General features: G+C 39.7%; 25 protein-coding genes. 22 read left to right on the top strand and 3 right to left on the bottom strand.

The window, feature by feature from the left end; translation table 11 throughout:
* Positions 1-16: 16 nt before the first annotated feature.
* From J2W55_RS17465 to J2W55_RS17445, 5 genes are all read left to right on the top strand, one after another.
* Positions 17-1,198, top strand: coding sequence for an alpha-hydroxy acid oxidase (locus tag J2W55_RS17465; RefSeq protein ID WP_310098493.1), 1,182 nt, complete (start codon positions 17-19; stop codon positions 1,196-1,198).
* Positions 1,199-1,208: 10 nt separating this feature from the next.
* Positions 1,209-2,399, top strand: coding sequence for a 1-deoxy-D-xylulose-5-phosphate reductoisomerase (locus J2W55_RS17460; RefSeq protein WP_310098491.1), 1,191 nt, complete (start codon positions 1,209-1,211; stop codon positions 2,397-2,399).
* A 5-nt stretch (positions 2,400-2,404) separates the two neighbouring features.
* Positions 2,405-3,085 carry a FadR/GntR family transcriptional regulator gene (locus J2W55_RS17455; RefSeq protein WP_310098489.1) on the top strand — a complete coding sequence of 227 codons (681 nt, stop codon included), beginning with the start codon at positions 2,405-2,407 and terminating at the stop codon, positions 3,083-3,085.
* A 141-nt stretch (positions 3,086-3,226) separates the two neighbouring features.
* The gene (locus tag J2W55_RS17450) at positions 3,227-3,838 is read left to right on the top strand and encodes a TetR/AcrR family transcriptional regulator (RefSeq protein ID WP_310098486.1); all 612 of its coding nucleotides are present in this window, start codon (positions 3,227-3,229) and stop codon (positions 3,836-3,838) included.
* 279 nt (positions 3,839-4,117) lie between these two features.
* Entirely contained in the window at positions 4,118-4,315 is a 198-nt protein-coding gene (locus J2W55_RS17445) for a hypothetical protein (protein ID WP_310098484.1), read from the top strand.
* Between the two features lie 46 nt (positions 4,316-4,361).
* Here J2W55_RS17445 and J2W55_RS17440 read toward each other — a convergent pair whose 3' ends face one another.
* Positions 4,362-4,754 (bottom strand): group III truncated hemoglobin, encoded by a 393-nt coding sequence (locus J2W55_RS17440; protein WP_310098482.1) that lies wholly within the window; start codon positions 4,752-4,754, stop codon positions 4,362-4,364.
* Positions 4,755-4,844: 90 nt separating this feature from the next.
* Between J2W55_RS17440 and J2W55_RS17435 the strand changes: the two genes are divergently transcribed.
* Together J2W55_RS17435 and J2W55_RS17430 are read left to right on the top strand one after the other, a co-directional pair.
* Positions 4,845-6,002, top strand: a complete 1,158-nt coding sequence (locus tag J2W55_RS17435) for a tetratricopeptide repeat protein (RefSeq protein ID WP_310098478.1) — start codon at positions 4,845-4,847, stop codon at positions 6,000-6,002.
* A gap of 5 nt (positions 6,003-6,007) precedes the next feature.
* The gene (locus J2W55_RS17430; RefSeq protein WP_310098476.1) at positions 6,008-6,844 is read left to right on the top strand and encodes a hypothetical protein; all 837 of its coding nucleotides are present in this window, start codon (positions 6,008-6,010) and stop codon (positions 6,842-6,844) included.
* 110 nt (positions 6,845-6,954) lie between these two features.
* Here J2W55_RS17430 and J2W55_RS17425 read toward each other — a convergent pair whose 3' ends face one another.
* Positions 6,955-8,748 (bottom strand): DUF6035 family protein, encoded by a 1,794-nt coding sequence (locus J2W55_RS17425; protein ID WP_310098474.1) that lies wholly within the window; start codon positions 8,746-8,748, stop codon positions 6,955-6,957.
* Positions 8,749-9,113: 365 nt separating this feature from the next.
* Here J2W55_RS17425 and J2W55_RS17420 point away from each other — a divergent pair, with 365 nt between their 5' ends.
* From J2W55_RS17420 to J2W55_RS17350, 15 genes are all read left to right on the top strand, one after another.
* On the top strand, positions 9,114-9,515 hold the full coding sequence (locus J2W55_RS17420; protein ID WP_310098472.1) for a single-stranded DNA-binding protein: 402 nt from the start codon (positions 9,114-9,116) through the stop codon (positions 9,513-9,515).
* 85 nt (positions 9,516-9,600) lie between these two features.
* Positions 9,601-9,966, top strand: coding sequence for a hypothetical protein (locus tag J2W55_RS17415; protein ID WP_310098470.1), 366 nt, complete (start codon positions 9,601-9,603; stop codon positions 9,964-9,966).
* Between the two features lie 3 nt (positions 9,967-9,969).
* A complete protein-coding gene (locus J2W55_RS17410) occupies positions 9,970-10,215 on the top strand; it encodes a hypothetical protein (RefSeq protein ID WP_310098469.1) in 246 nt (81 codons plus the stop codon).
* Positions 10,196-10,816: a PRTRC system protein E gene (locus J2W55_RS17405; RefSeq protein WP_310098468.1), complete on the top strand. Its 621-nt coding sequence runs from the start codon at positions 10,196-10,198 to the stop codon at positions 10,814-10,816. The genes J2W55_RS17410 and J2W55_RS17405 overlap by 20 nt, the downstream gene beginning before the upstream one ends.
* Positions 10,817-10,833: 17 nt before the next feature.
* Positions 10,834-11,049, top strand: coding sequence for a PRTRC system protein C (locus J2W55_RS17400; protein WP_310098466.1), 216 nt, complete (start codon positions 10,834-10,836; stop codon positions 11,047-11,049).
* A gap of 52 nt (positions 11,050-11,101) precedes the next feature.
* On the top strand, positions 11,102-12,205 hold the full coding sequence (locus tag J2W55_RS17395) for a hypothetical protein (protein WP_310098465.1): 1,104 nt from the start codon (positions 11,102-11,104) through the stop codon (positions 12,203-12,205).
* A gap of 8 nt (positions 12,206-12,213) precedes the next feature.
* Positions 12,214-12,963, top strand: a complete 750-nt coding sequence (locus J2W55_RS17390; protein ID WP_310098463.1) for a PRTRC system protein B — start codon at positions 12,214-12,216, stop codon at positions 12,961-12,963.
* Complete coding sequence (locus J2W55_RS17385; protein ID WP_310098461.1) at positions 12,960-13,784, top strand: PRTRC system ThiF family protein; 825 nt, start codon at positions 12,960-12,962, stop codon at positions 13,782-13,784. The genes J2W55_RS17390 and J2W55_RS17385 overlap by 4 nt, the downstream gene beginning before the upstream one ends.
* Positions 13,785-13,787: 3 nt before the next feature.
* Positions 13,788-13,994 (top strand): hypothetical protein, encoded by a 207-nt coding sequence (locus tag J2W55_RS17380; RefSeq protein ID WP_310098459.1) that lies wholly within the window; start codon positions 13,788-13,790, stop codon positions 13,992-13,994.
* A gap of 6 nt (positions 13,995-14,000) precedes the next feature.
* Positions 14,001-14,453, top strand: coding sequence for a macro domain-containing protein (locus J2W55_RS17375; RefSeq protein WP_310098457.1), 453 nt, complete (start codon positions 14,001-14,003; stop codon positions 14,451-14,453).
* 491 nt (positions 14,454-14,944) lie between these two features.
* Positions 14,945-17,320: an AAA family ATPase gene (locus J2W55_RS17370; protein WP_310098455.1), complete on the top strand. Its 2,376-nt coding sequence runs from the start codon at positions 14,945-14,947 to the stop codon at positions 17,318-17,320.
* A gap of 1 nt (position 17,321) precedes the next feature.
* Positions 17,322-18,389: an HNH endonuclease gene (locus tag J2W55_RS17365; RefSeq protein WP_310098454.1), complete on the top strand. Its 1,068-nt coding sequence runs from the start codon at positions 17,322-17,324 to the stop codon at positions 18,387-18,389.
* A 203-nt stretch (positions 18,390-18,592) separates the two neighbouring features.
* Positions 18,593-19,276 carry an MltR family transcriptional regulator gene (locus J2W55_RS17360; protein ID WP_310098451.1) on the top strand — a complete coding sequence of 228 codons (684 nt, stop codon included), beginning with the start codon at positions 18,593-18,595 and terminating at the stop codon, positions 19,274-19,276.
* Positions 19,277-19,281: 5 nt separating this feature from the next.
* Entirely contained in the window at positions 19,282-20,331 is a 1,050-nt protein-coding gene (locus J2W55_RS17355; protein WP_310098449.1) for a hypothetical protein, read from the top strand.
* A gap of 159 nt (positions 20,332-20,490) precedes the next feature.
* Entirely contained in the window at positions 20,491-20,976 is a 486-nt protein-coding gene (locus tag J2W55_RS17350; protein ID WP_310098446.1) for a hypothetical protein, read from the top strand.
* Positions 20,977-20,998: 22 nt separating this feature from the next.
* On the opposite strand, the gene J2W55_RS17345 is transcribed toward J2W55_RS17350, so the two are convergent.
* Entirely contained in the window at positions 20,999-21,277 is a 279-nt protein-coding gene (locus J2W55_RS17345; protein WP_310098444.1) for a helix-turn-helix domain-containing protein, read from the bottom strand.
* Positions 21,278-21,434 lie beyond the last annotated feature (157 nt).

Genomic DNA, 21,434 nt, shown 5'->3' with positions numbered 1-21,434 from the left:
GCTATTTCGGCCAGGCATGATCTACCTTTCGATGAAATCTGCAACACATACATATAATCCACATTTCCCCTCAGTCAGGGACTTAAAAATTAAAGCAAAGAAACGCATTCCTAAATTTGCCTTCGATTACCTGGAGGGCGGTTGTAACGACGAAATCAACCTGGGCAGGAACGAATCGGATTTTCAGCACATTCTTTTAAAACCGCAATACCTGAAACGTTACGAGGGTATCGATACAAGTGTTGAGCTGTTCGGGCACCGCTATGATGCTCCGTTTGGTATTTCACCTATTGGTCTCCAGGGGCTGATGTGGCCGAAAGCACCGGAGATACTGGCAAAAGCGGCGGTAGATCATAATATACCGTTTATATTAAGCACGGTATCTACCAGCAGCATCGAAAGGATCGCTGAAGTTTCTGAAGGCCGCTTTTGGTTCCAGCTTTATCACCCGGCACAAACAACCATGCTGGATGACATTTTGCAAAGGTTGGAAAAGAGCGGCTGTAAGGTATTGGTACTCCTGGTGGATGTTCCATCCTTCGGGTTCCGGTACCGGGAGATCAAAGCCGGGCTATCCATGCCGCCCAAAATGACCGTCAACAACGTCCTTCAGGCGGCGATACGCCCGCGTTGGTCAGTCGAAACACTACTCGCCGGAATCCCTGAATTTGCTTCGCTTAAACGCTATATGACGAAAAAACTGGACATGAGCCAGTTAGGAGAATTTATGAATGCTTCTTTCGACAAGCGGGTGGATGTGGACAGGATCGCTGCGATTCGCGACAGATGGAAAGGCAAGCTGGTATTAAAAGGTGTTGTTTGTGACGAAGACATGGAAAAAGCAATTGCATTGGGTGTAGACAGTGTTATCGTTTCTAACCATGGTGGGAGACAAATTGATGCGGGCGAATCTTCGATCCGGTCATTAACCAATTTGGCTGCAAAATTCCACGGCTCGATGCCCATCATGTTGGATGGAGGTTTGCGTTCAGGGCCAGACATTGCGCGTTCCATGGCTTGCGGAGCACAATTTACTTTTATGGGACGTCCATTTATGTATGGGGTGTCGGCCTTAGGCAAAAAAGGAGGTGACCATACGATCAGCTTGTTCAAAGCGCAATTCAAACAGGCAATGGAACAATTGTGCTGTTCAAGCCCCGATAAATTACCTGCTACACTCATTTCCACAAAATCCTAATTGGCCAGTCATGAAAAAGAAAAATATTGCTATCCTCGGGTCGACCGGAAGTGTTGGGACACAGGCGCTGGAGGTGATCAGCGCCCAGCCCGACCATTTTAATGTGATCGCATTGACAGCTGAAAACAATGCGGATTTATTGATAGCGCAAGCCATAAAGTTCCTGCCTAAGTCAGTCGTGATCGGTAATGAATCGCTGTTTCGGCAGGTCAGTGTGGCTCTGAAGCCTTATTCCATTGACGTAATGTGCGGAAGTAATGCCCTTAGCGAAATCGTGCAACTTCCGGAAATTGATCTGGTTCTCGCCGCCGTGATGGGCTTTGCGGGGCTTAAACCTGTAGTTGCCGCCATAAAGGCCGGTAAGCACATCGCCATTGCTAATAAAGAGCCATTGGTCGTTGCAGGGGAATTGATTATGGCAGAAGTCATAAAACACAAGGTCAGCATCCTGCCCGTGGATTCAGAACATTCAGCGATCTTTCAGTGCCTCGCTGGTGAACGTTATGAGGATATTGAAAAAATATATATTACGGCCTCAGGTGGCCCATTCTTTGGACGGGATAAAGCATCTCTGCAACATGTAACGCCCGCCCACGCCTTGAAACACCCCAACTGGTCAATGGGTAATAAGATCACGATAGATTCTGCGTCACTCATGAATAAAGGTCTTGAAGCGATTGAAGCCAAATGGCTTTTTAACCTCCAGCCAAAGCAGATTGATATTATTGTTCATCCCCAGTCTATTGTCCATTCGCTCGTGCAGTTCAGCGACGGTTCGTTGAAGGCTCAACTCGGACTGCCTGATATGAAATTACCGATTCATTATGCGTTTCATTTTCCCGAACGTCAGTCAACGGATTTTAAAAGGTTCAATTTTTTGGATTACCCTGAGTTAAATTTTCACAAACCTGATCTCTCCGTTTTTCAAAACCTTTCCCTGGCCTATGAGGCTTTGTATCAAGGCGGAATAATGCCCTGCGTTCTGAATGCTGCTAATGAAGTGGCTGTCGCGGCTTTCCTGAGCGAAAAAATTGCCTTCCTGGAAATGAGTGATGTCATTTCGGAAGCGATGACCAATGCCAACCAGATCGAAAATCCTTCCCTTGAAGACTATTTTGAAATCGACAATTGGAGCCGGGATCATGCGCGTTCTTATATTACCAACAGAACTAAACACGCGGGATATCATCCTATATCTTAAGCATTATGACCAGTATAATTATCAGGAAGAACCTTTCAGAATTGGTCGCCGACCATTTGCTGGAGAAAATCGCCTCCGGGGATTATAAAACCGGGGAAAAATTGCCGGTAGAAACTGATTTGATGAAACTTTTTGGCGTAGGAAGATCTACCATTCGTGAGGCTATCAAGTCTTTGGCTAACTCCCGGTATGTAAACGTCTTTCAGGGACGGGGTACCTATGTAGCTGCTGCGCAGCGACAGGAGGACTTTTTTATGACTGAGCTAATATCTGCGGATGCCTCAAATGTTCAGGAGTTAATTACTTTGCTGGAAACCAGGATCATTGAAAATGCGATACTTGATTCTTCACGGATAGATCTGGGTTCGCTGAAAACGGTACTGGCAAATTGCGCTGCGGCGGTTAGCGAAATCAATTTAAAAGCCTTAGCACTCGGCCACTTTGAATTTTATTACAAGTTAGGTTTGACCGGATCAAACAGGTTATTGAGCGAACTTTACCATTTATTGGTTAATAAAATAAAAGATCAGATCTTTTTATCGGAACAGGCGCTGGAATCTTTTCAGTTGCTGCCTGATTTTTACAGCGGAATGATCAATAGCCTGGTCAATCGAAACCCGACATTGACGGTGGATTTCCACTTCCAGACGGCCCGGATCTTTTATGATTCGGCCCTTTGTACCTAAATAGCCGAAGCCCTCACATTCGCTGATAATTCCTTAAGCACTATCCCCACAAAGTTTGATCAGATTAAGTTAGCATAAAGACTAGAAGCTTAAAAACTTTTAATCAAACATTACAACCTACACCTAAAATCCTTACCACCTATGAAAGATAGAGAACAGACGAAGAGAAAATTAATTGATGCTGTAGGCATCATTATCAAAGCGAAAGGTTTTTCCGGCGTACGGATAAGTAAAGTTGCGCGGCAAGCCGGGGTTGACCGAAAATTGGTTTACCGCTACTTTGGTAACCTGAGTAACCTGACCGAAGCTTACGTTACTGAAAATGATTTCTGGATGCTTTTTGCCGACCAGTTAAAAACTGTCTCTAAAGAATTGGATGCCTCAAGCAGCCAGCATTTTATTACAGAAACTTTGCAACAGCTGTTTACCTTTTTTTTGAAAGAGCAGGAAATGCAAAATTTACTATTAATGGAACTCATCGGATCAAATCCTATTATGCGGAGCATACACAATGTCCGGGAAACTATTGGTCATGAAATCCTCGAACGCACGGATGGTCACTTTAAAAACTCAGCAATAAACTTCAGGGCAGTCGCCGCTTTGCTCGTGGGTGGTATCTATTACATGATTTTACATACCCGGAAAAACGGTTTCCACTTTGCTGATCTGGACCTGAAATCTGAAGAAGGCACGAAAGCGATTATTGAAACGGTGGCTAAAATTGTGGAATTGTCTTATAGCGCGGCTTCATAACGATAATTTTTCAGTAGTGTATTGCTGAATGCAAATGGGTATAAATCGATACTTAAGCTTTTGTAAAAACCAGATTTATACTTTTAAAGAGGTCAGCGCATCCCTCCGGCCGGGCTATCCGCTGTATCTTCTATCGAAGGATGCCGCTGTTATCCCTGATGCATAGGGGTCTATTTTGAAGTTTAATTTAAAAATTGTATTTTAGAATTATTACCTCAAATCGCACAACCGTTCCATCGTAATTTGCAAAATCGTTAGATTTTTAAAAACCTTTACGGTATGTTACACAACCTTTTTTTTATTAGTGACTGCCCGCTTGACGCGGTTACCCTTAGTGGTAAAATGGATGAATGTTTCCATCCAGGCCAGGAAATTATCCTGGTGAACAAAGAAACCAGAAGGTATTGTCCCAAATACATTGAGCGCATCGTAGATGCGGGCGATGGAAATTGTGTGCTCGACCTTTATTACTGGTAAAATCGAAAACAAAATAAACGGGCTTTGGCCCGTTTATTTTGTTTTATTACTGGAGTTTGTTTGGATTATGCTGAAAATGCCAAACTTTCATTTCAAACATTTCGGCAATCTTACTTGCGCGCCATTTAGCCTCATCAGCCTTTTCTCCGGTAAAAAGTTCGTCGATAGTTTCTGTAAAAAGGGAGACCCATCGGCTAAAATGACGGTGATCAACAGGCAGTGTAGCATGTGGGGGAAATGGCCTTCCGCTATAAGTATGCTCACCCAATAAGGTGGTTTGCCAAAAGGTGTACATTTTTTCCAAATGATATGCCCAGCGATCTTCAATGCGGTGATCAAATACAGGTCCTAATAAATCATCCTTCCTTACTTTTCCATAAAAGTTATCCACCAGAAGCTTTACATCATCCAGTGTCAATATTTGCCTTTGGTTTTCCACGGCGGTAAAGCTAAATGTTATGTCTAATTTGTGCGTAAACTGGATGTCATAAGCTAAAAAGAGTTTATAAATTCTTAATTTTAAGCTTATATGAGCCTAATCGTCACAAGAAAAGAAAATGGCATTATTTATATCGTAAGCGATACTAAATTAACAGCACCGTACGGACAGGAACTTAACAAAGGCCTGCATACGCAACAAGGTGAACACGTACTAAAAGCTACGATCCTTAATCCCTATCAATGTGTATCTTTTGCAGGAAATATTCTACGTGCCGAGGATGCTTTAAAATCCTTAAATGATAACTTACCTGATGATGCTATAGTTGAACTTTTAAACCAACAACATATTGAATCGAATCAGGAAACGGAATTTAGCTTAGCATCCATGCTGGCTGGCCTACCGAAAATTTATGAAATTAAAAATGGCTTAGCATCAGAAGTAGAGACATCATGGATCGGTTCCCAACAAGCTTTCAGTAAGTTTCAAAGCAATATGCTTGGGCAAAAGTCAAACCATAAACGTCAAAATTTCATGTCGCTCACCAAAGCGGGTTCAGGTGATCTTATGCAAAAAATGACCGAAGCTATGGATGATGTTATCCAGGATGAGGAAATTCCCGAAGTTGCCGGGTTTAAAATTAAAATTTTCTTCGACGGAAGCCGGTTTATTTATGATGGCTATATTGATTCCTACTTCGCTTCTCAACAACTAAATTTTCAGGTTCCTGATAGCGCAAACTCATTTGGTATGCCTATTACACATGGTACGGCCGCACAAGGTGCCTATACTATCAATTTTTTTCTCAGCCGGGATAATTATAACCATGTAGGATTACATGTAAAACAAGGTAATTTTGGCATTTTATACCGTCGGAGGGACAACGGATTACTACACCCTGAGTTACTTGCTAATACTGATGAAATCGATTTTTGGGATCAGGTTAAAAAATTCGGTGTTACGCCATTTGGTACCACTCAAGATGCATTTCAGAAATTTGGATCCGCGGGTAAAGATTTTTATGATAAAAAAAACTATTTAGCGGCTATTAACTCTTTTACAAAAGGCATCGAATACACACATCACAAAGAAAAAGGACAATTATATTTTAATAGGGCCATCTGTTATATTCAATTAAATAAGATGTCGGAGGTTCTCCACGACTTTAACGAAGCTGTCAAACTTAAACCGGAAAATCAGGCGGATGCGACCAGGATAATGACGGATTTGATGAACAGCAAAAGGTAATTGATATGCGTTTACTAACACAAGAAGAAATAGCTAACATCGAAGAACGTGCTCAATTCATGCAGGAACTGAGAAAGGAAAATTATTTCGCCATTGGTGGATCATTGACAGCTATCATGAACTTAAGCCCGGTAAATGGATTGATTTTGATTGGCGGAAATGACGATACCGGTTTTGAGCATATTCGCCTCAGACATGAATTATACAGCGGCCGAACTTATTGGAGAAACGATGATGCTGATCAGGTTAAGCTTGATTATCCCAGCAAATTTGGTCCAAGTTCCATACCCGTATTCTCCTACGTTGAACTGGCTGATGCTCTTTATAAGCCTGAATTTCGTAAAGCCTCATCTAACAATGAACCTGATTTATTCGATGTCTACGATGGCATTCCCGAAACAACCAGCGCTGAAAATCGTCGCTTTAAGCTTGTATTGTATAAGGGTACAAAAATTATACATACCCTTTACCCAACCAGTGCAAAATACACCGTAAAAAAACCATCAGGATTTGCACTCCACAAAGGCGGCGTAAGTGTTGAGCACAATACCATGACAGGATTAGTAACGGTAACCATCCCTTATTTTGATTATCTCAAAGTGAAGTGTTACTCCGCTATTCACGCTTACGATCATGCGTCACATCAATTGCACAAAAAAGTCATTATCCATCGTCCAGGTAAAGCTGATTTAAAAATCGATTATCGACCTGAACCATTTGAGGGTAAATTAGATGACGGCGGATTGTTGAAAATGCAGTTTGAAGCCGCCAATTTAAAAGATCTCGAAACTGAACTGGTAAGAATTGAAGCCGATAAGGAAAATTGGTTAAATCAGCCTTAAGTATGTTGTTTTTTTCTTTTGCTGGTACTTGACTGGTTTAATTTCATCTAAAATTAAATGAGCATGATAATTGGTTTAAAAGGTAACCTAATAGAATAATACCCGTTTTCTTAATTGTACCTGTCCTCATCGTCGTAATAATCGAGGTAGTCAAGATTGATAATTTCACTAAATAGCTCGTCCGTTTTAATGACTAATTGATGCCTGGCCAATCGTTTTGAAGCTAATTCCGATTCCATAATTTCGGCCTCGTTGTTATACTTGATGATGCTTTCCTCATAGAATTTTTTTAAACTTTTTGTCAGCACTCGGCTGATTTTTCCGTCAAAATCAGCCTGCTTTGCTTTTATAATATCTATGGCTTCTTTGACTTTATTAAGGTCAATAGTATTGGCTTTAAATTCCTCAGAATAATCGATCACAAATTCTAATTGCGGCGTATGCCGCATTTGCTGGGCTTTATGATTATTAAGTGGCTGCAACTCGGGTGCAGAAGCGAAAAGGTTTTTTTCATGATCTGTCCTGTAGGCATATAGTCGTTCTGCATTTTTAGTAATGAAATCCCACTGATTGTTCCTGTCTAACACATGATATTCCTTTTCATTAACCCGCTTAACCCTGCCTTTTCGGTAATACTCGTCTTTTTGCTTTAACTTTTCAAACTGTCCTTCCAGCGCTTTTAATTCCGTATCAGACTGTTTTCGCCTTTGGCGCAAATCGGCTTTTAAAATTTCAACTGGTTCAGGCAATCTCGACCAATATCCATCAAGTTTTGAAGCAATATTATCGGCTGTGAACTTAGCCTGTTGCAAAGCTGTTTGGCTTTTTTCTTCGCTTTCCAGGGTTTCTTTTAATCTTTTTTCAAGCTTTTCTATTTCTTTGTCTGTTTCTTTAATCTCCTTTTGCAACTTCGCATGATCCGATTCGTGTCGCTGACGAACGCCTCGCATCCTGTTCCGTTCATCGCGTTCTTCTTCCTTTTCTTTTAATCGCTGTTCTTTATATTGCTTTACAGATTCCTTCGCTATGCGTTTTTCTAATGCGATATCCCTATAATAAACTTTTAAGGTGTCCGCATCAAAAGTCAACTCGTCCAGGGTAATCAGCTTGCTTTCCCACTTACTGTAAACCTGTCCTTTATCTGCATAATGATGCTGATAATAACATTTCAGTACAAGGTCTTTTTCCCGTAGGGTTGCTGCCCTGGCTTCTTCATCAAAGATGAATGCGTTATAATTATTAGTATAGATTATATCTGAAAACGCAAGCTTGCGGCTGCTATCCTTATAGTCAAATTCATTAAATACCCACAATATAAAAATCCCTTCCAGCCTGTAAAATTCCTGCCGGCCAACAATTACATCAAGCCAGGTTGTTGATAATTGCAGTTCAACTGCTAACCTGCGGTTATCGAATAGTAGATTAATATCAGGTTTACGCCATTCATTTTCATCAAGGCTTCGTATTATCTTTTCCAACTGTAGCTCGCTTACCTGTCCTTTGTTAATAGCGTTAAGATTAAGCCCTTGGTATAATCTTGCTTTTAATTCAATGTGTGGTTCTCCCTCTGCAATACCCCGGTAACGCATACGATTGATATCCTGCCGGGTATATTTAGAAGTGGTTTTGATCGGGCAATCTGCGCTGCTATGCAAATGAGCAAAATGAAATCCCTTCCCGGGTTCCAGGATCTCTTCAGGTGATTTACCACCGCGTATACGAATATTCTCCCCACAGGTAGCACAGACCAGCCATTTACCACGCTTACCCTGATTGGCTCTTTCCTGCTCGTTTCTTGCTTGCGTCAATTCATCAAAAGGCTTGCGGAAAAACTCGCTGGCATATACTTCAACACCTTTTTGAATATCAAATACATCCTCAATTGTCCGCCTGATAGCCATCATTTAAAATAAAGTATAAATATAAGCAATGCTAACACCCTTAGCAATACAATTGGGATTAGAGGCAGCATTCTTCGTTGGATTAGATTGGTTATTAATTGATTATATTTTTTAGTCGAAACGGGTAAAAAGCGCAGCTAAGGTTTTGCCGTATTCCTTTTTTGGAGTACGCCAATAGACTACGGCATAATGCCTGGCTTCGTACCTCTTCCAGTCACCCTTCGGGACTTATTCCGTTTCCTTTTGGCTATGAGCCGGCTCTTCCTATGGCTTTCTTTTTTCCCTTTTTCTTTTAAAAAATAATCAAGAAAAGCAAAGCGAGATAAGGAAAGCAAAACAGATTTATTCATTTAAAAAAACAAAAAGTTATGTTATTCACAGGAAGAATTACCGCAAACGCCGAAGTAAGAACTATTAAAGGCGACAAACAAGTAACCAATTTTACCGTAGCCCTGAACCAACGCTACAAAACCAAAGCAGGTGAAAAAAAGGAAAAGACCGCTTATGTTAACTGCTCTTATTGGGTAAACCCCGGTTTAGCGGTGTACCTCACTAAAGGCGCAGTAGTTGAAATTGCCGGATGGGTGGAAGCCCAAACATGGACACAACAAGACGGTACAGTAAAGGCCGACTTGATTTGCTCTGTCGATAATGTTAAGCTTTTCGGCTCTACTGCTGCTAAAGCAGACGAAACGCCTAAAGCGAAAAAAGCGGAGAAAAAAGCCGTGGCAGCGGGTGGCGGTGACGACGATGATGATTTGCCATTCTAAAAATCACCTTAACAGCACCCGGTAAAAGGGGTGCTGTTTCAAATGAACTCCAAAAAACTTTTAATAAGCACAAATTACCTATATCATGGAAAATGATTTTGATGCCAAAGATTTAATTGAAACATGGGAAGCCATCGGCTTGGTAAACCCGTGGATTGCCGAAGCCAATGACCCTACATTCAGCAAATATATGCTGAAACGGGTAAGTACTTTACGTGAACTTGAACTCCTTTTTGAACATGGTAACTGGTGTCTTGGGCAAGGCTTTTACTTTAAAAACCTCTGCTTTATTAATCAAATCGACGATGGTGACGAATGGCTGACCATCAAAGATGATTACGCTTTTGAAAGCGTCACTTTCAGGGGGATAATCAAAAAGGGTGAGTTTGAAGCGTATGTTCGACGCCTCCTGAACGCTACCAAAGCGCAATGTATCAATTTAGAATATTAAGCCATGAGTGTATTAGCCAATAAAACACAGCGAAAAGCCATCAAGGTAATCGCAAATACCCTGCGGTTTTTTCAGGACACGAACCTGTTGTTTGTCAGCGCAGAAGATGCCTTTGCCATCAGGCACGCAGAAATTATGCTGCGGGCGGTAGTCGAAAGCAATGGTTACAAAGACCATTATCAAAAAGGAAAAGGAACAAAAATTTTAAAAGACAAGAAACAAAAATATCATGCAAACGAACTTTTTTGAACATATCAGCGCCCTTGAATTTCACGGCGCACTTAACCTCAATTTCATCAAAAATGCAGAGGGATTTTTAACCGTTTCCGTTTACCTGCCCAATGCAACTGCTGATACCGCAGGAAACGTTATTCCTCCCATGATTCTTAAAGGCAATGCTGCCGAATTGGGTGAAGGTTTTTTCGGGGCGATAGCTGCGCCCGTAAAACAAACAGCAAGCCTGTTTGCCAATTTGGACGCCTATCAGCAAAGCTTGAAAAAGGCTGCCGAAAGTTCAAAAGCCGAACAAGACAAAAAGAATAAGGGTAACAAGGGTAAAACCGCAAGTGCATCAACACCCGACACCGATGATGATGACGACAATGATGAAACAGAAAACCTGTTTTCAGCACAGGAAAATGAGCAAAAGATACTGACTGAAAAGAAAAAACGCTATGAAAGTGTATTGGAGCAGGTAGCGGAGTTAAGTAAAGTATTCAAGTATGACGAAGCCATCAGTCTGTTGCAATCCTGTGCTGATTACCTTGAAAAGGCAGGTGAAATCAGCGAAAAAGGCGCAGACCTTATGAAACGCAAAGCCAAATACGAGGAATTTTTAAAAGACTTATAATCATTACCCATACCATCATGGAAATCACAACAATCAGCAGGGTTTTCCTGCATAAAAACAACGGTCAGGAAGTGCGGTTGGCAGACCCCGGTGTACACCTTACCAAAGAAGATGTTCGGAATTTTTATGCCAGTATCTACCCGATACTCACCACCGCCAAGATACGTGGCCCCGAATTTAAGGACGACGAAATGCAGTTTCATTTTGAAACCACAATGGGAACGAAAGGCTAACCATGAAAAATAAAATAATCACCAAAGTAAAAGTTGATAAGGAAAGTGACCTATGGAGAATTTATGCACAGTTCGGCAATTACGCAGAAAAACTAAACCGTCTGCCCGATGCAGGAGAAATACAGCGCAACCCGTTAAGAAGCGCGCCCCCCGCATTAGTGGTCATGGTTTTCTGAACCATACATTCAAATCCTTTTGGTTATTTGACGGCAACACAGAAAGAGCGGAAACGGAATATTTCCGCTCTTTAGAAAATATCTGCAAATATTATGACCTGCAAATACCCGATGTGAGCGGGTTATCGTTCCCTCAAAATATCTACCAGTCATGGCAAGTCACCAATGAACGGGTTAAGGCCATCAATAAAAAACTGGATTGCATCATCGTGAAAGATGATACACACGATGCAGTTTTGGCCACTATCAACCAGTTTGATACGGGCAGAACATTATATTATATTCCTGTGAAACCCTTATGGAAATGGGTGTCCGATGCTCAACAACAACAAGTTGCCGAGGTGGTGACCGCCATTTTTGCTTACCTCTACCAAGTGGTACAAATTCCAATGTATTCAGATTACAGCACATTTTTAGCCGACCAGTACCGCTATGTGGAAGATATGATAAACGAGGAAATTTATGAGGATGATGCCGAAGAAACAGCCTATAAGGAGGAACAACTGGACGAATTATCCATGCTCCAAAATTCAGGGATAAAATTAGGCAGGTTAATGGATGATAAGGTAAGGCTCGAGCAAATGGAAGAAACTGTATTGAACTATGCTAATGCCGAGGTAAGGGATAATGATCTGGCGATACTCGCTATTGAGTTTGTCCAATTATATAAGGCGTATCCCAATAGAAGCATTTTCGATGCGATACGTCCTGACCTGTATTTCCCCGAAGTGAATGAGCGGATTAAAGCCGATGAATATATCAGCTTTTATTGGAGTGGTAATGATTCCGTGATTGAAACGGTCATGTCTATGATTGATTGCAGCTTTCAGGAAATGGGTATAACCGATGAACCGATTGATGTGGTGCTATTCGATAACCCCGAAACAATTAAACAGGAAAGCTTCGGATTTGAGAGCCGTTTATTTCCGCTCTTAGACAGGCTTTGCACTTTTTTAAACCAATACGACGACTATAAATAATTATAACCATGACGAATATTAGCGAACAATTTAACAATCAGTTTGCCCCCGTAAAGGCACTCTTAATATATCAGAACCAAGCCACCCAAAAAGATAGCTACGGTTACGAAACAGATAAGAACGAGGTTTATGTCGAAAGCTATGACATTGGTAAACGGGGTCAGCCTATAAACGCCCATCCGTTGAGCACAGTGGAAATGGTGTCTTTAAGCAAGCTTTTTCAAAGTACCGAGGAACTGAAAACCAATTACCTTAAACCAAAGGGTTTATTACCCGCCAATGTGTTATACCTTGATGCACAGGCCGAAGGTTATGTGGTTTGGCACACGCCACCAATGAAAGCAGAATTGTTTTTTGTGCCTGATTTGCAGATACCGATAGGTGGAGCGCATATCCCCGCAATGGTTTGGAAAGCCAGTAAAAACAGCCTGAATGTGTACGCCCTGAAAGGAAAATCAAAACCCAACGCCAACACGCCACTTTATCATGCCCCTTATTTTAATATTTATGAAAGCGGTAACGTGTGTATGGGTACGGTGCAAATTGTCATTGACCGTTTTACCCGTTTGGAAGATTTTATCAGCAAATGGGAAGCCTATTTTTTTAACAGCTATTTCAGCCATACCATTGGCAGCCATAGCGGGGCGCAGGTTGATTTGGTATCACTTTGGCAGCAACAGGTTGCTACTGGCAAACCATTTCCCACCGAATTATTAAACAAACACCACAACCTGCTTTTAAAAAATCTGATCAAATGAAAAAGAAATCCATTAATACAGCCCCGCTAACCGCAGTTCATATTGTCCACAAAGAATTGCTACAGCCCTCTAATCCCATCAATATTAACCTGATTGGCGCAGGTGGTACTGGCAGCCAAATGCTCACCTCCCTTGCAAGAATGAGCCAGGCATTAAACGGCTTAAACCACCCCGGTTTTGTGGTGACTTTATTTGACGATGATACGGTACAAACCCCGAATTTGGCAAGGCAGCTATTCACGACAGCAGAACTTGGCCAATACAAATCAGTCGCTTTAATTAACCGCATCAACCGTTTTTTCGGCCTGAACTGGAAAGCGGAAACTGAAAAGTATGATAAGCAATATTGTTCCATAGCGCAGGGCATGGCACCGATTACCATTTCTTGCGTGGACACGGTTAAAGCCCGTTTTGAGATTGCCGAAATCCTGAATATCTACAAGAAAAATTTAGCGGGACACCGTGACAAACCGCTTTACTGGATGGATTTTGGCAACAGTAAAGACACCGGACAGGTGGTACTGTCAACTGTAGGAGACATAAAGCAACCAACTTCAAAGCAATTCGCTCCCGTAAGCAACCTGCCTTTTGTGACCGAAAAATTCAAAGACCTGCTGTTACATTCTGAAAAGACCGATGATACGCCAAGTTGCTCAATTGCCGAAGCTCTGGCCAAGCAAGACCTGTTTATCAACTCAACATTGGTCAATTTTGGTTCATCCCTTATTTGGCAAATGTTCCGTGAGGGCATCATTTTTAATGATGCACTTTTTCTCAATCTGAAAGAATACAGGGCGCAACCACTTAAAATAGCTGCATAACGTATGAAAATCACAGACACAGACGGCAAAATCATTACGGTGGAAAACCTGCAACTGGCATTGATGCAGGCTGATGATTTCCGCCATTACCGCCACACCGATCCCGGCTTTTCAGATTTTGACGATAAACAAAATGCCTACTGGAATGACATATTTCAAAAGTTAATGGCATTAAGCGAACAAACAAATATATTCACATCTGAAAATTGAAAGCCGATGATCACTTATCACAAAGGGGACTTATTAAAAGATGATGCCGACTGTTTGCTAAACACAGTGAATACGGTCGGGGTAATGGGCAAGGGCGTTGCCCTTGCTTTCAAAAATGCGTTCCCGCATAATTATTTAGTTTATCGAAATGCCTTTGCTGCCAAACAATTGTCTATTGGTAAATTATTGGTTGTAAGTGATGTCAATTTGTTATTAGGTCAAAAAACCATCATTAATTTTCCGACTAAGACCCATTGGCGGTTGCCTTCGGAATACAGCTATATTGTTCATGGATTAAATGCCCTTAAGGATTTCCTTACAGAAAACGATGTTCGCTCGGTAGCCATGCCTGCGCTTGGTTGCGGAAATGGCGGGCTGGATTGGGAGAAGGTAAAACCACTCATTGAGGATAAATTGTCTGATCTCGGCGTTCATATTAGGGTTTACGAACCATTGTAGGCAGTTATTTATGCTATTGGAATGGGCGCACCGGGCCGCCACTTTCTCATTTCAATCGAAACAGGCGGCCCGGCTAAAAACGGTTGCTTGAATTTCACAGATAACCAATGCTATCGCTTATTGCTTTTCTATGAAATACAAGCGGATCATTCGTGTTTATTTCGATGTTGGTTGCTATAATTTAATTTATTGTAAATTTCATTTAACCGATAAGCGCCATTTGTAATGATACCATCAACTCCTTTTTTATTAGATACTTCATTTCCCAATTGGCATGCGGAGTTGTTTCTTGTTACGCCAGTCGAGATAACTGGAATTGAATCTGGTTTGATGATGTTAAGGTATTTTTAATAATTTAAATAAGCTTCGATAAATATATAAACTGACAAATTACAGGATAGAAATAAAGCTATATCAAATCATATGCTAAATTTCTATAAATTTACTTCCCGTTGGTGTGATTTGACGGACTACTTAACCATCACGATTTAATGATCTTCAAACTATTAGCTGTACGCCTAAACTCCGCCTTTCCTTTAAAAAAGAATCTAAAGCCAAAATTGATTTACAAATTTTCAAACGACTTTGATTTTTTAGATAAAAACGATAAAAACCTTGAGCAAGTAGAAAGTTATACAGAGATAACTCAAATTTATGACAGGATGTCTTATCCCCCCAAGCTCTATGCGATTGACAGAGACCATGCTGAACAGCTCAAGTATTTTGAGCCTGACGAAACAGATAAAGATTATCTTGATATCAATGTTTCTGCAATAGTCGGCCAGAACGGAGCCGGAAAAAGCAGTTTACTGGAGGTCTTTTACCTTTTTATTTTCTGCATTTCCGAAAGCAAGGATTTTATCAATCATAAGGCTGGCATCGAAAGTGAATTTGAAGGTGATGAAAAAAGCGGCATCCGCGATATTTTAGAAAATAACAGAAAATTTATACTGAACCATACTGATATTGAATTATATTATCTGATTGGTTCCACGAAATACCTTGTCAAACGATCAAAAGGTGATACAAAAAAATATGTTTTGGGGGATGGCAAATGGGACAGCGAAGAATGGGGAAAATCTGATTTCTTCTATACGATAGCTGTGAATTATTCGCAATACGGCTTAAATGCCCAATGGGATTACTATTGGCTGAGGCCCTTGTTTCATAAGAATGACGGCTATAAAACTCCGCTGGTACTGAATCCGTTTCGTGACATCGGAAATATTGATATTAACCGGGAAAATCATTTAGCACAGATTAGGTTATTAACTAACCTTAGTTATGAGCAATTCAAATCAAGAGTCCTGATCGATGATAAATCAATTGATTCGGTCACTTTTTTTGTCCGACCGGGGAAAAGCGGAATTATAAACGGAGTTGGCGAAAACGGCGATCAAAGCATAACGCTTAAAGAACTTGCTTCTGCAATGGCACCAACAAGGAAATTTCTTCTGGTTGAATTTTTTGAATTTCTTGTCGAATTAGTATCGCCATCATTTTTAAACCGTCGCTATTTCAATAATTTAAAAATTGATCTTCAGGCATACCTGGATGACAAGGATATTGATATTGGTCTTCGGCCATACCATAGAACGCAAAGTGCGGCGATAACCGTTAATGCCCTTAGAATGCAATTGATTATTTATATCCTGGTTAAAGCCATCAAAATATGCAACAAATATCCCGCTGGCTTATCGAAATATACGGAAGAGAAAACGATAAAGCGGGATAAATATGAAGTCACTCTTCGTACTGTCAGTACCATTGAGCTGGCAGCCAGGCTACTCAAAAATCAGTCGCATGTTACCCTGAAATTACGCCAGGCAATCAATATTTTGATCAATGACAATGTTTGGGCGGATGATTGGGAATCATTTGCAGATGACCAGGCATTTGGTTATTTTGCTTACAGGGCACCCGTCGATTTTGAAGGGGTAAGAAAAGCAATCCAGCATTCATTTTCTACGGCAGACTATGAAAATAAACATCTCTCACATTTTGTTCCCGGAGCGTTTTTCACACCTAGCCTGACCATGTCAAGTCCGTCAGGGAAATTTTCATTCGAGCAAATGAGCTCAGGAGAACAGCAGTTAATTCATTCCGTACATTCAGTACTCTACCATATGTTGAATCTTGACTCCATACATTTACGTCAAATACGAAGAGGAAGAAAACTACCTGAACAATACTCGTATGTCAACGTAATTCTGGATGAAATTGAACTTTATTATCATCCTCAATATCAGAAACAATTTGTTAAATTTCTACTTGAAAACATTAAAAAGATCAACCTTAAGTCCATAGATGGAATCAATATTTTGTTTTCCACTCATTCTCCTTTTATTTTATCTGATATTCCCGGGGTAAATGTTTTAAGGCTTGAATCAGGCAAGCCGGCGCGATTTCATCAAAAGCAGACTTTTGGCGCAAATATTCATGATATGCTTTCTGATTCCTTTTTCATGGGTGACAGCCTTATTGGACAATTTGCTGAGGAAAAAATTAACGAATGTATATCTTATATCAATGAGATAAGCTTGCTGAAAGATATAGATTTTAAGAAGTTAACAGACAAATCAGCGAAGGGTGTTTCCCCGATGTATTCAGTATCAGAAGCAAAGCGACGATTAAAATCATTGCAGGTAAAACAATATTTTGTTTCATACCAGGAGGCCAGAGGTTATGAACGACAGACCCAGAAAATATATCATCTGATCCATCTGATAGGTGAACCAATCATACGCCATAAACTTTTGGAAATGTATGATAGTGCTATGCTTAACAGGATACTTGACCGCGATAACGCCAGGCGCCAGGTTCTGGAAATTTTAAAGCAAAATAATTTAAACTTAGAAGATCTGTAAGATGCTGTTTATCGATTCATTATTACCCAACGTCATTATCGCAAAAAACAAGCATCACAGATACATCAAATGCTTTGTTAATAAAAAAATAGACAACCCGCATTGCGGAGATAAAACCTGCATTATATGTAATTCTACACGTCGTTTACCATTGAATCCTATAAATCCTTTTATTCAATCTTTTCTGAACCAGGCTAATAATCTGGATCAAATTATTAGTGGTGAGCCAAAAGAATTAGACAGGTTAAATACTTTGTTTTGGCGTGGTCTTTTTGGCGCTGCCAGCAATTGGCAGCCCTACGTTAAAACAATAAAAGCTGCAAGCTATAACTTATTATCAGCTCCCGAACAAGTTCAATATGATGCTGTTCAGGTAGTTGTCAAACAGCTACGGCAAATCTTCGACTATGATTGGTTTGCAGATAATACCTCAAAACCTTACAATGCCTATCAACTTTCGAAACATTTAGATCGGTATACCTGTACATATTGTAACCGAAGTTTTACTTCTACAGTGTTAACAGAAGATAATAAACCGGTTGTTCGTCCCACCCTAGATCATTGGTTTCCAAAAACTTCTCATCCCTTACTCGCGGTTTCTTTTTACAATTTAATCCCTTCTTGCCATCCCTGCAATAGTTCAGTTAAAACAACGACAGAATTTACTCTAAAGAAAAATATCCATCCATATGTCGACCTATCTCAATCAAAGGATTTTGAATTTAATTATGAATATGATCGTTTAGACGGATTCAAAATATTTTTGGTAAACACTGCCAGCGGCAAACTAGATAAAAGCCGCGCAAAAAAAACAATGGAGAGCATGAAGATCGATGAAGTTTATAACACCAATATTTCTGAATTGCGCGACTTGATAATGATTAAACGTAATTATTCAACGAAGTATATTCTTTCTATGCAAAGTCAGTTAAAAACCAAGTTGAGTAAAAGTGAAGTTTATCGGATATTGTTCGGCACGATTTACGAATATGAAAATTTTCATAAAAGACCTTTGAGCAAATTTAAACGTGATATGCTGAAGAAGCTCGGAATGTTAGATGATATGTGACGACCCAATCCTGAAAAGGTAACAAATGCGCGGCAGCTCTGCGAATGTAAATTTGGTGTCTCTCCGTAAAATATCAGCTATTGTTTAGCAAAGCTGTTCAGAGCAAAAATTAACATCGTGAAGATGGTAATTTTGAAAATTCTTAATCTAAACAGAAAAATAAAAGTTTAGGTATTTTTGAATAAAGATATCCTAATTTAATTATGGGCAACAACGAAATTTCTGATAATTCTTTTGAAGATTTTAAAACTTCCATTTCTACTTCAGAGCAGACATTCAACCGATTCATTGAGGAATTAGAAGTAGAATCAGATCGGGGTGCTGCCATTTTTGCCGGTACGTTTTTTGAATGTACACTCAAAATCATATTGGAAGAGCTGCTAAATAAAGTCAAATCTACCAAAAGCTTGTTAGAGGATGCCAATGGAGGTTTAAATACTTTTAGTGCCAAAATTAATATATGTTACAGTCTTGGATTTATAACGTTACACGAGTATCAGGCGCTTAATATCTTAAAAAAAGTTAGAAATCAATTCGCGCATAATTTCGAATATAAATTCTCATTTGAGGATAAAAAAATTTCAGCACAGTGTTCTGCGCTAAAGCTGGAAATCGAGGGTTTGAAATTGCAAAAGTTTGAAACTGCCCGTCAGACCTTTATAGAATCTGTCAAACATTTGCATCAAAAACTTATAGATCGCCATTATGAAGTAATCACTTTTTCAGCACCAACATTTAAAATTGAAAATTATCTGAATGATCCTTTGGCCTATCAAAGGGTTGGTCAGGAACAAAGAGATTTGGAAGAATTTCGGAAATTGAATGAACGGGATAGTAAATGGGGTCGTAAAGAAAATCAAACTAGAAATATTACTGAAAAAAAATAAACTCTATGTCGGAAAAGGTAATTATACGGTCGGCAACAGTTGACAGGCATGGCGACTATACTACAGTTGAAATGTTGAAGGATTATGCAAATGCTGTTAATGGTGATCTCAAAATGAGATATCTAGCTAATCATAGGCGAGACATTCCCCCTATGGGCTATTTTGACGAAGCCGAATTAAAACAGGTTGATGGCATACATCATGTACTAGTATTACCAATTGAATATGATAAGATTGATCCTGTTGAATGGGACGATTCCTTAGTGATGAATAGTCAAAATATCTCCATTCCCTTATTAAGTCGAAATACGGAAAAGCCTGGCGAACATATCACCTTTTCCGTAGATAAAAACAATTTTCAAAATATATCAGATCTGAATATTACTGGCGGACAGATAAATCGTGCTTTTGAAGGCAAGGTCGCTTTACAATTGGATATGCGGAAAGAACTATTTCCAGATCCCCGTATCGTTATCACACTTGCGCCGTATGCTGTGATTCTTTATCCCTTAGTTAAACCCTTCCTTAAAAAAATGGGGGAAAAAATATCCGAAGATATTGCAGATGACATTTATAAAAAATTAAAATCTGAAGGAAAAAAACTACTAAGCCGTATATCACTCTCAGTTCAGTTAACACGCGGAAAGATGATCCCAGCTGACAAAACTCTTCTTATTATTTTTGAAATACCGGGTGACCCTTATATCGAATTACATATTCGCTCGGATGACCCTACTAAAGTTGAAAAAGGATTACAGCCCGCTAAACTCGCTTCGGTTCATCAAAAAGTTTCTGACCTTCAGCGATATGTTGATATTTCGGAAATATACTTTATCCTTAATAATAAGAATAAATGGGAGTTTTCTTACTTACTGACTATAGATGGCAAAGTAATAGGGACAAAAATTGCATTTAAAAAGAGAGACAAACTGGTCACCCGGATAAATTTGAGTCCGACAAAAGCTTTCAGTGTTGGTGCATCTGGAGTGGTTTACGAACGAAGACGTTTACCATCACCGGACAGTGAAAATCTGTCAGGTTTAGAAAATGTTTAATTCTTTTCTCAGATGATTAAGCAATCAAAAGTATAATTACAAGGTGAAATAATTCTGTTAGTTGGAAAAGAAAATACCAGAAAATTTTAGTTTGATATTTTTAAAATTAAAGTCTAACTTATTCGGACAATCGAAATCATCAAATCGAAACTCAAGATCATGAATCCGGATGATTTTCACCGTCTATGTGATCATTATTTATTTTTTGAGGGAGAAGATGAGTTTGATGGTATCGTTCCTGTAGGTCAAGTTGAAGGGAAACAAAAAGCGAGAAAAGGAACCCCAGATACACATATTATGCGCTCTATCAACCGGATGAAAACCATTTTTAAAGCAACTGGAACTAAGGCACAGGAACATTTCGCAGAATTATTGGAGATATTTGAAAAAGAAAATAAACGTTTTGATCATTTTGCTAAGACTCGTTGGGATGAGTGCGGCGTAAGACTAATCAGCGGCGAAGCCAAATTAGCGGAAATAAATGAAAGGTCTTTGCAACGTGTAAAAGCTGTGTTGGAAAAGATTCAGCATAGTGCTGATTACCTTGAACACCGGGTATTTGTAGGAAAGCAAATTGCCTACTGCCAGCGGAGTGCGATACGTGAAGGAAAGCACAATTTTCTGCGCAAGATTATTAAGCCCTAAATATTTGAGGAAGTTCAAAGGTTTATTTGCCTTTTCTTTCTTTTCTGGTAGGCGGATATTTAGTGAGTTCAAAGTCGAAATCTAAAAGCTCTTTAGGTTGAACTTCTAAAGCGTTTGCAATAGCCTCGATAGTTGAAACAGCAAAATTGTGTTGGCCTTTTAATATCCTCCAAACCTGCTTTAGTGAAAATCCTGTTCTATCAGCGATATCTTCCTGAACAATACCCTTTTGTAACCGGATCTCCTCAATCCTTTTAGTTATTTGATCAATGAATTGCTGATTCCGGTACTGTAATCCCATGTACCTGTAAAGCAACCACCAAATAATGTTTTTTATTACGTCACACTTGCCGTAATTGATTGATTTGTTTATATTTGATAATTAGAATAAAAGCTAAATACACTTATAGGTGATTTTTTAATCGCTTATGTTATTTTTGCGAATACTTCGAAAATAT

This window comes from Mucilaginibacter pocheonensis (assembly GCF_031456535.1).
Classification (GTDB): Bacteria; Bacteroidota; Bacteroidia; order Sphingobacteriales; family Sphingobacteriaceae; genus Mucilaginibacter; species Mucilaginibacter pocheonensis.
This window is presented reverse-complemented; position numbering and strand designations above follow the sequence as displayed.

Coding starts and splice junctions, on each gene's coding strand:
- J2W55_RS17350 (WP_310098446.1), top strand. CDS start 20,491: ATGAATCCGGATGATTTTCACCGTCTATGTGATCATTATTTATTTTTT.
- J2W55_RS17465 (WP_310098493.1), top strand. CDS start 17: ATGATCTACCTTTCGATGAAATCTGCAACACATACATATAATCCACAT.
- J2W55_RS17430 (WP_310098476.1), top strand. CDS start 6,008: ATGCGTTTACTAACACAAGAAGAAATAGCTAACATCGAAGAACGTGCT.
- J2W55_RS17365 (WP_310098454.1), top strand. CDS start 17,322: ATGCTGTTTATCGATTCATTATTACCCAACGTCATTATCGCAAAAAAC.
- J2W55_RS17390 (WP_310098463.1), top strand. CDS start 12,214: ATGACGAATATTAGCGAACAATTTAACAATCAGTTTGCCCCCGTAAAG.
- J2W55_RS17455 (WP_310098489.1), top strand. CDS start 2,405: ATGACCAGTATAATTATCAGGAAGAACCTTTCAGAATTGGTCGCCGAC.
- J2W55_RS17355 (WP_310098449.1), top strand. CDS start 19,282: ATGTCGGAAAAGGTAATTATACGGTCGGCAACAGTTGACAGGCATGGC.
- J2W55_RS17360 (WP_310098451.1), top strand. CDS start 18,593: ATGGGCAACAACGAAATTTCTGATAATTCTTTTGAAGATTTTAAAACT.
- J2W55_RS17395 (WP_310098465.1), top strand. CDS start 11,102: ATGGAGAATTTATGCACAGTTCGGCAATTACGCAGAAAAACTAAACCG.
- J2W55_RS17410 (WP_310098469.1), top strand. CDS start 9,970: ATGAGTGTATTAGCCAATAAAACACAGCGAAAAGCCATCAAGGTAATC.
- J2W55_RS17400 (WP_310098466.1), top strand. CDS start 10,834: ATGGAAATCACAACAATCAGCAGGGTTTTCCTGCATAAAAACAACGGT.
- J2W55_RS17435 (WP_310098478.1), top strand. CDS start 4,845: ATGAGCCTAATCGTCACAAGAAAAGAAAATGGCATTATTTATATCGTA.
- J2W55_RS17425 (WP_310098474.1), bottom strand. CDS start 8,748: ATGATGGCTATCAGGCGGACAATTGAGGATGTATTTGATATTCAAAAA.
- J2W55_RS17445 (WP_310098484.1), top strand. CDS start 4,118: ATGTTACACAACCTTTTTTTTATTAGTGACTGCCCGCTTGACGCGGTT.
- J2W55_RS17375 (WP_310098457.1), top strand. CDS start 14,001: ATGATCACTTATCACAAAGGGGACTTATTAAAAGATGATGCCGACTGT.
- J2W55_RS17420 (WP_310098472.1), top strand. CDS start 9,114: ATGTTATTCACAGGAAGAATTACCGCAAACGCCGAAGTAAGAACTATT.
- J2W55_RS17370 (WP_310098455.1), top strand. CDS start 14,945: ATGATCTTCAAACTATTAGCTGTACGCCTAAACTCCGCCTTTCCTTTA.
- J2W55_RS17380 (WP_310098459.1), top strand. CDS start 13,788: ATGAAAATCACAGACACAGACGGCAAAATCATTACGGTGGAAAACCTG.
- J2W55_RS17345 (WP_310098444.1), bottom strand. CDS start 21,277: ATGGGATTACAGTACCGGAATCAGCAATTCATTGATCAAATAACTAAA.
- J2W55_RS17415 (WP_310098470.1), top strand. CDS start 9,601: ATGGAAAATGATTTTGATGCCAAAGATTTAATTGAAACATGGGAAGCC.
- J2W55_RS17385 (WP_310098461.1), top strand. CDS start 12,960: ATGAAAAAGAAATCCATTAATACAGCCCCGCTAACCGCAGTTCATATT.
- J2W55_RS17460 (WP_310098491.1), top strand. CDS start 1,209: ATGAAAAAGAAAAATATTGCTATCCTCGGGTCGACCGGAAGTGTTGGG.
- J2W55_RS17405 (WP_310098468.1), top strand. CDS start 10,196: ATGCAAACGAACTTTTTTGAACATATCAGCGCCCTTGAATTTCACGGC.
- J2W55_RS17450 (WP_310098486.1), top strand. CDS start 3,227: ATGAAAGATAGAGAACAGACGAAGAGAAAATTAATTGATGCTGTAGGC.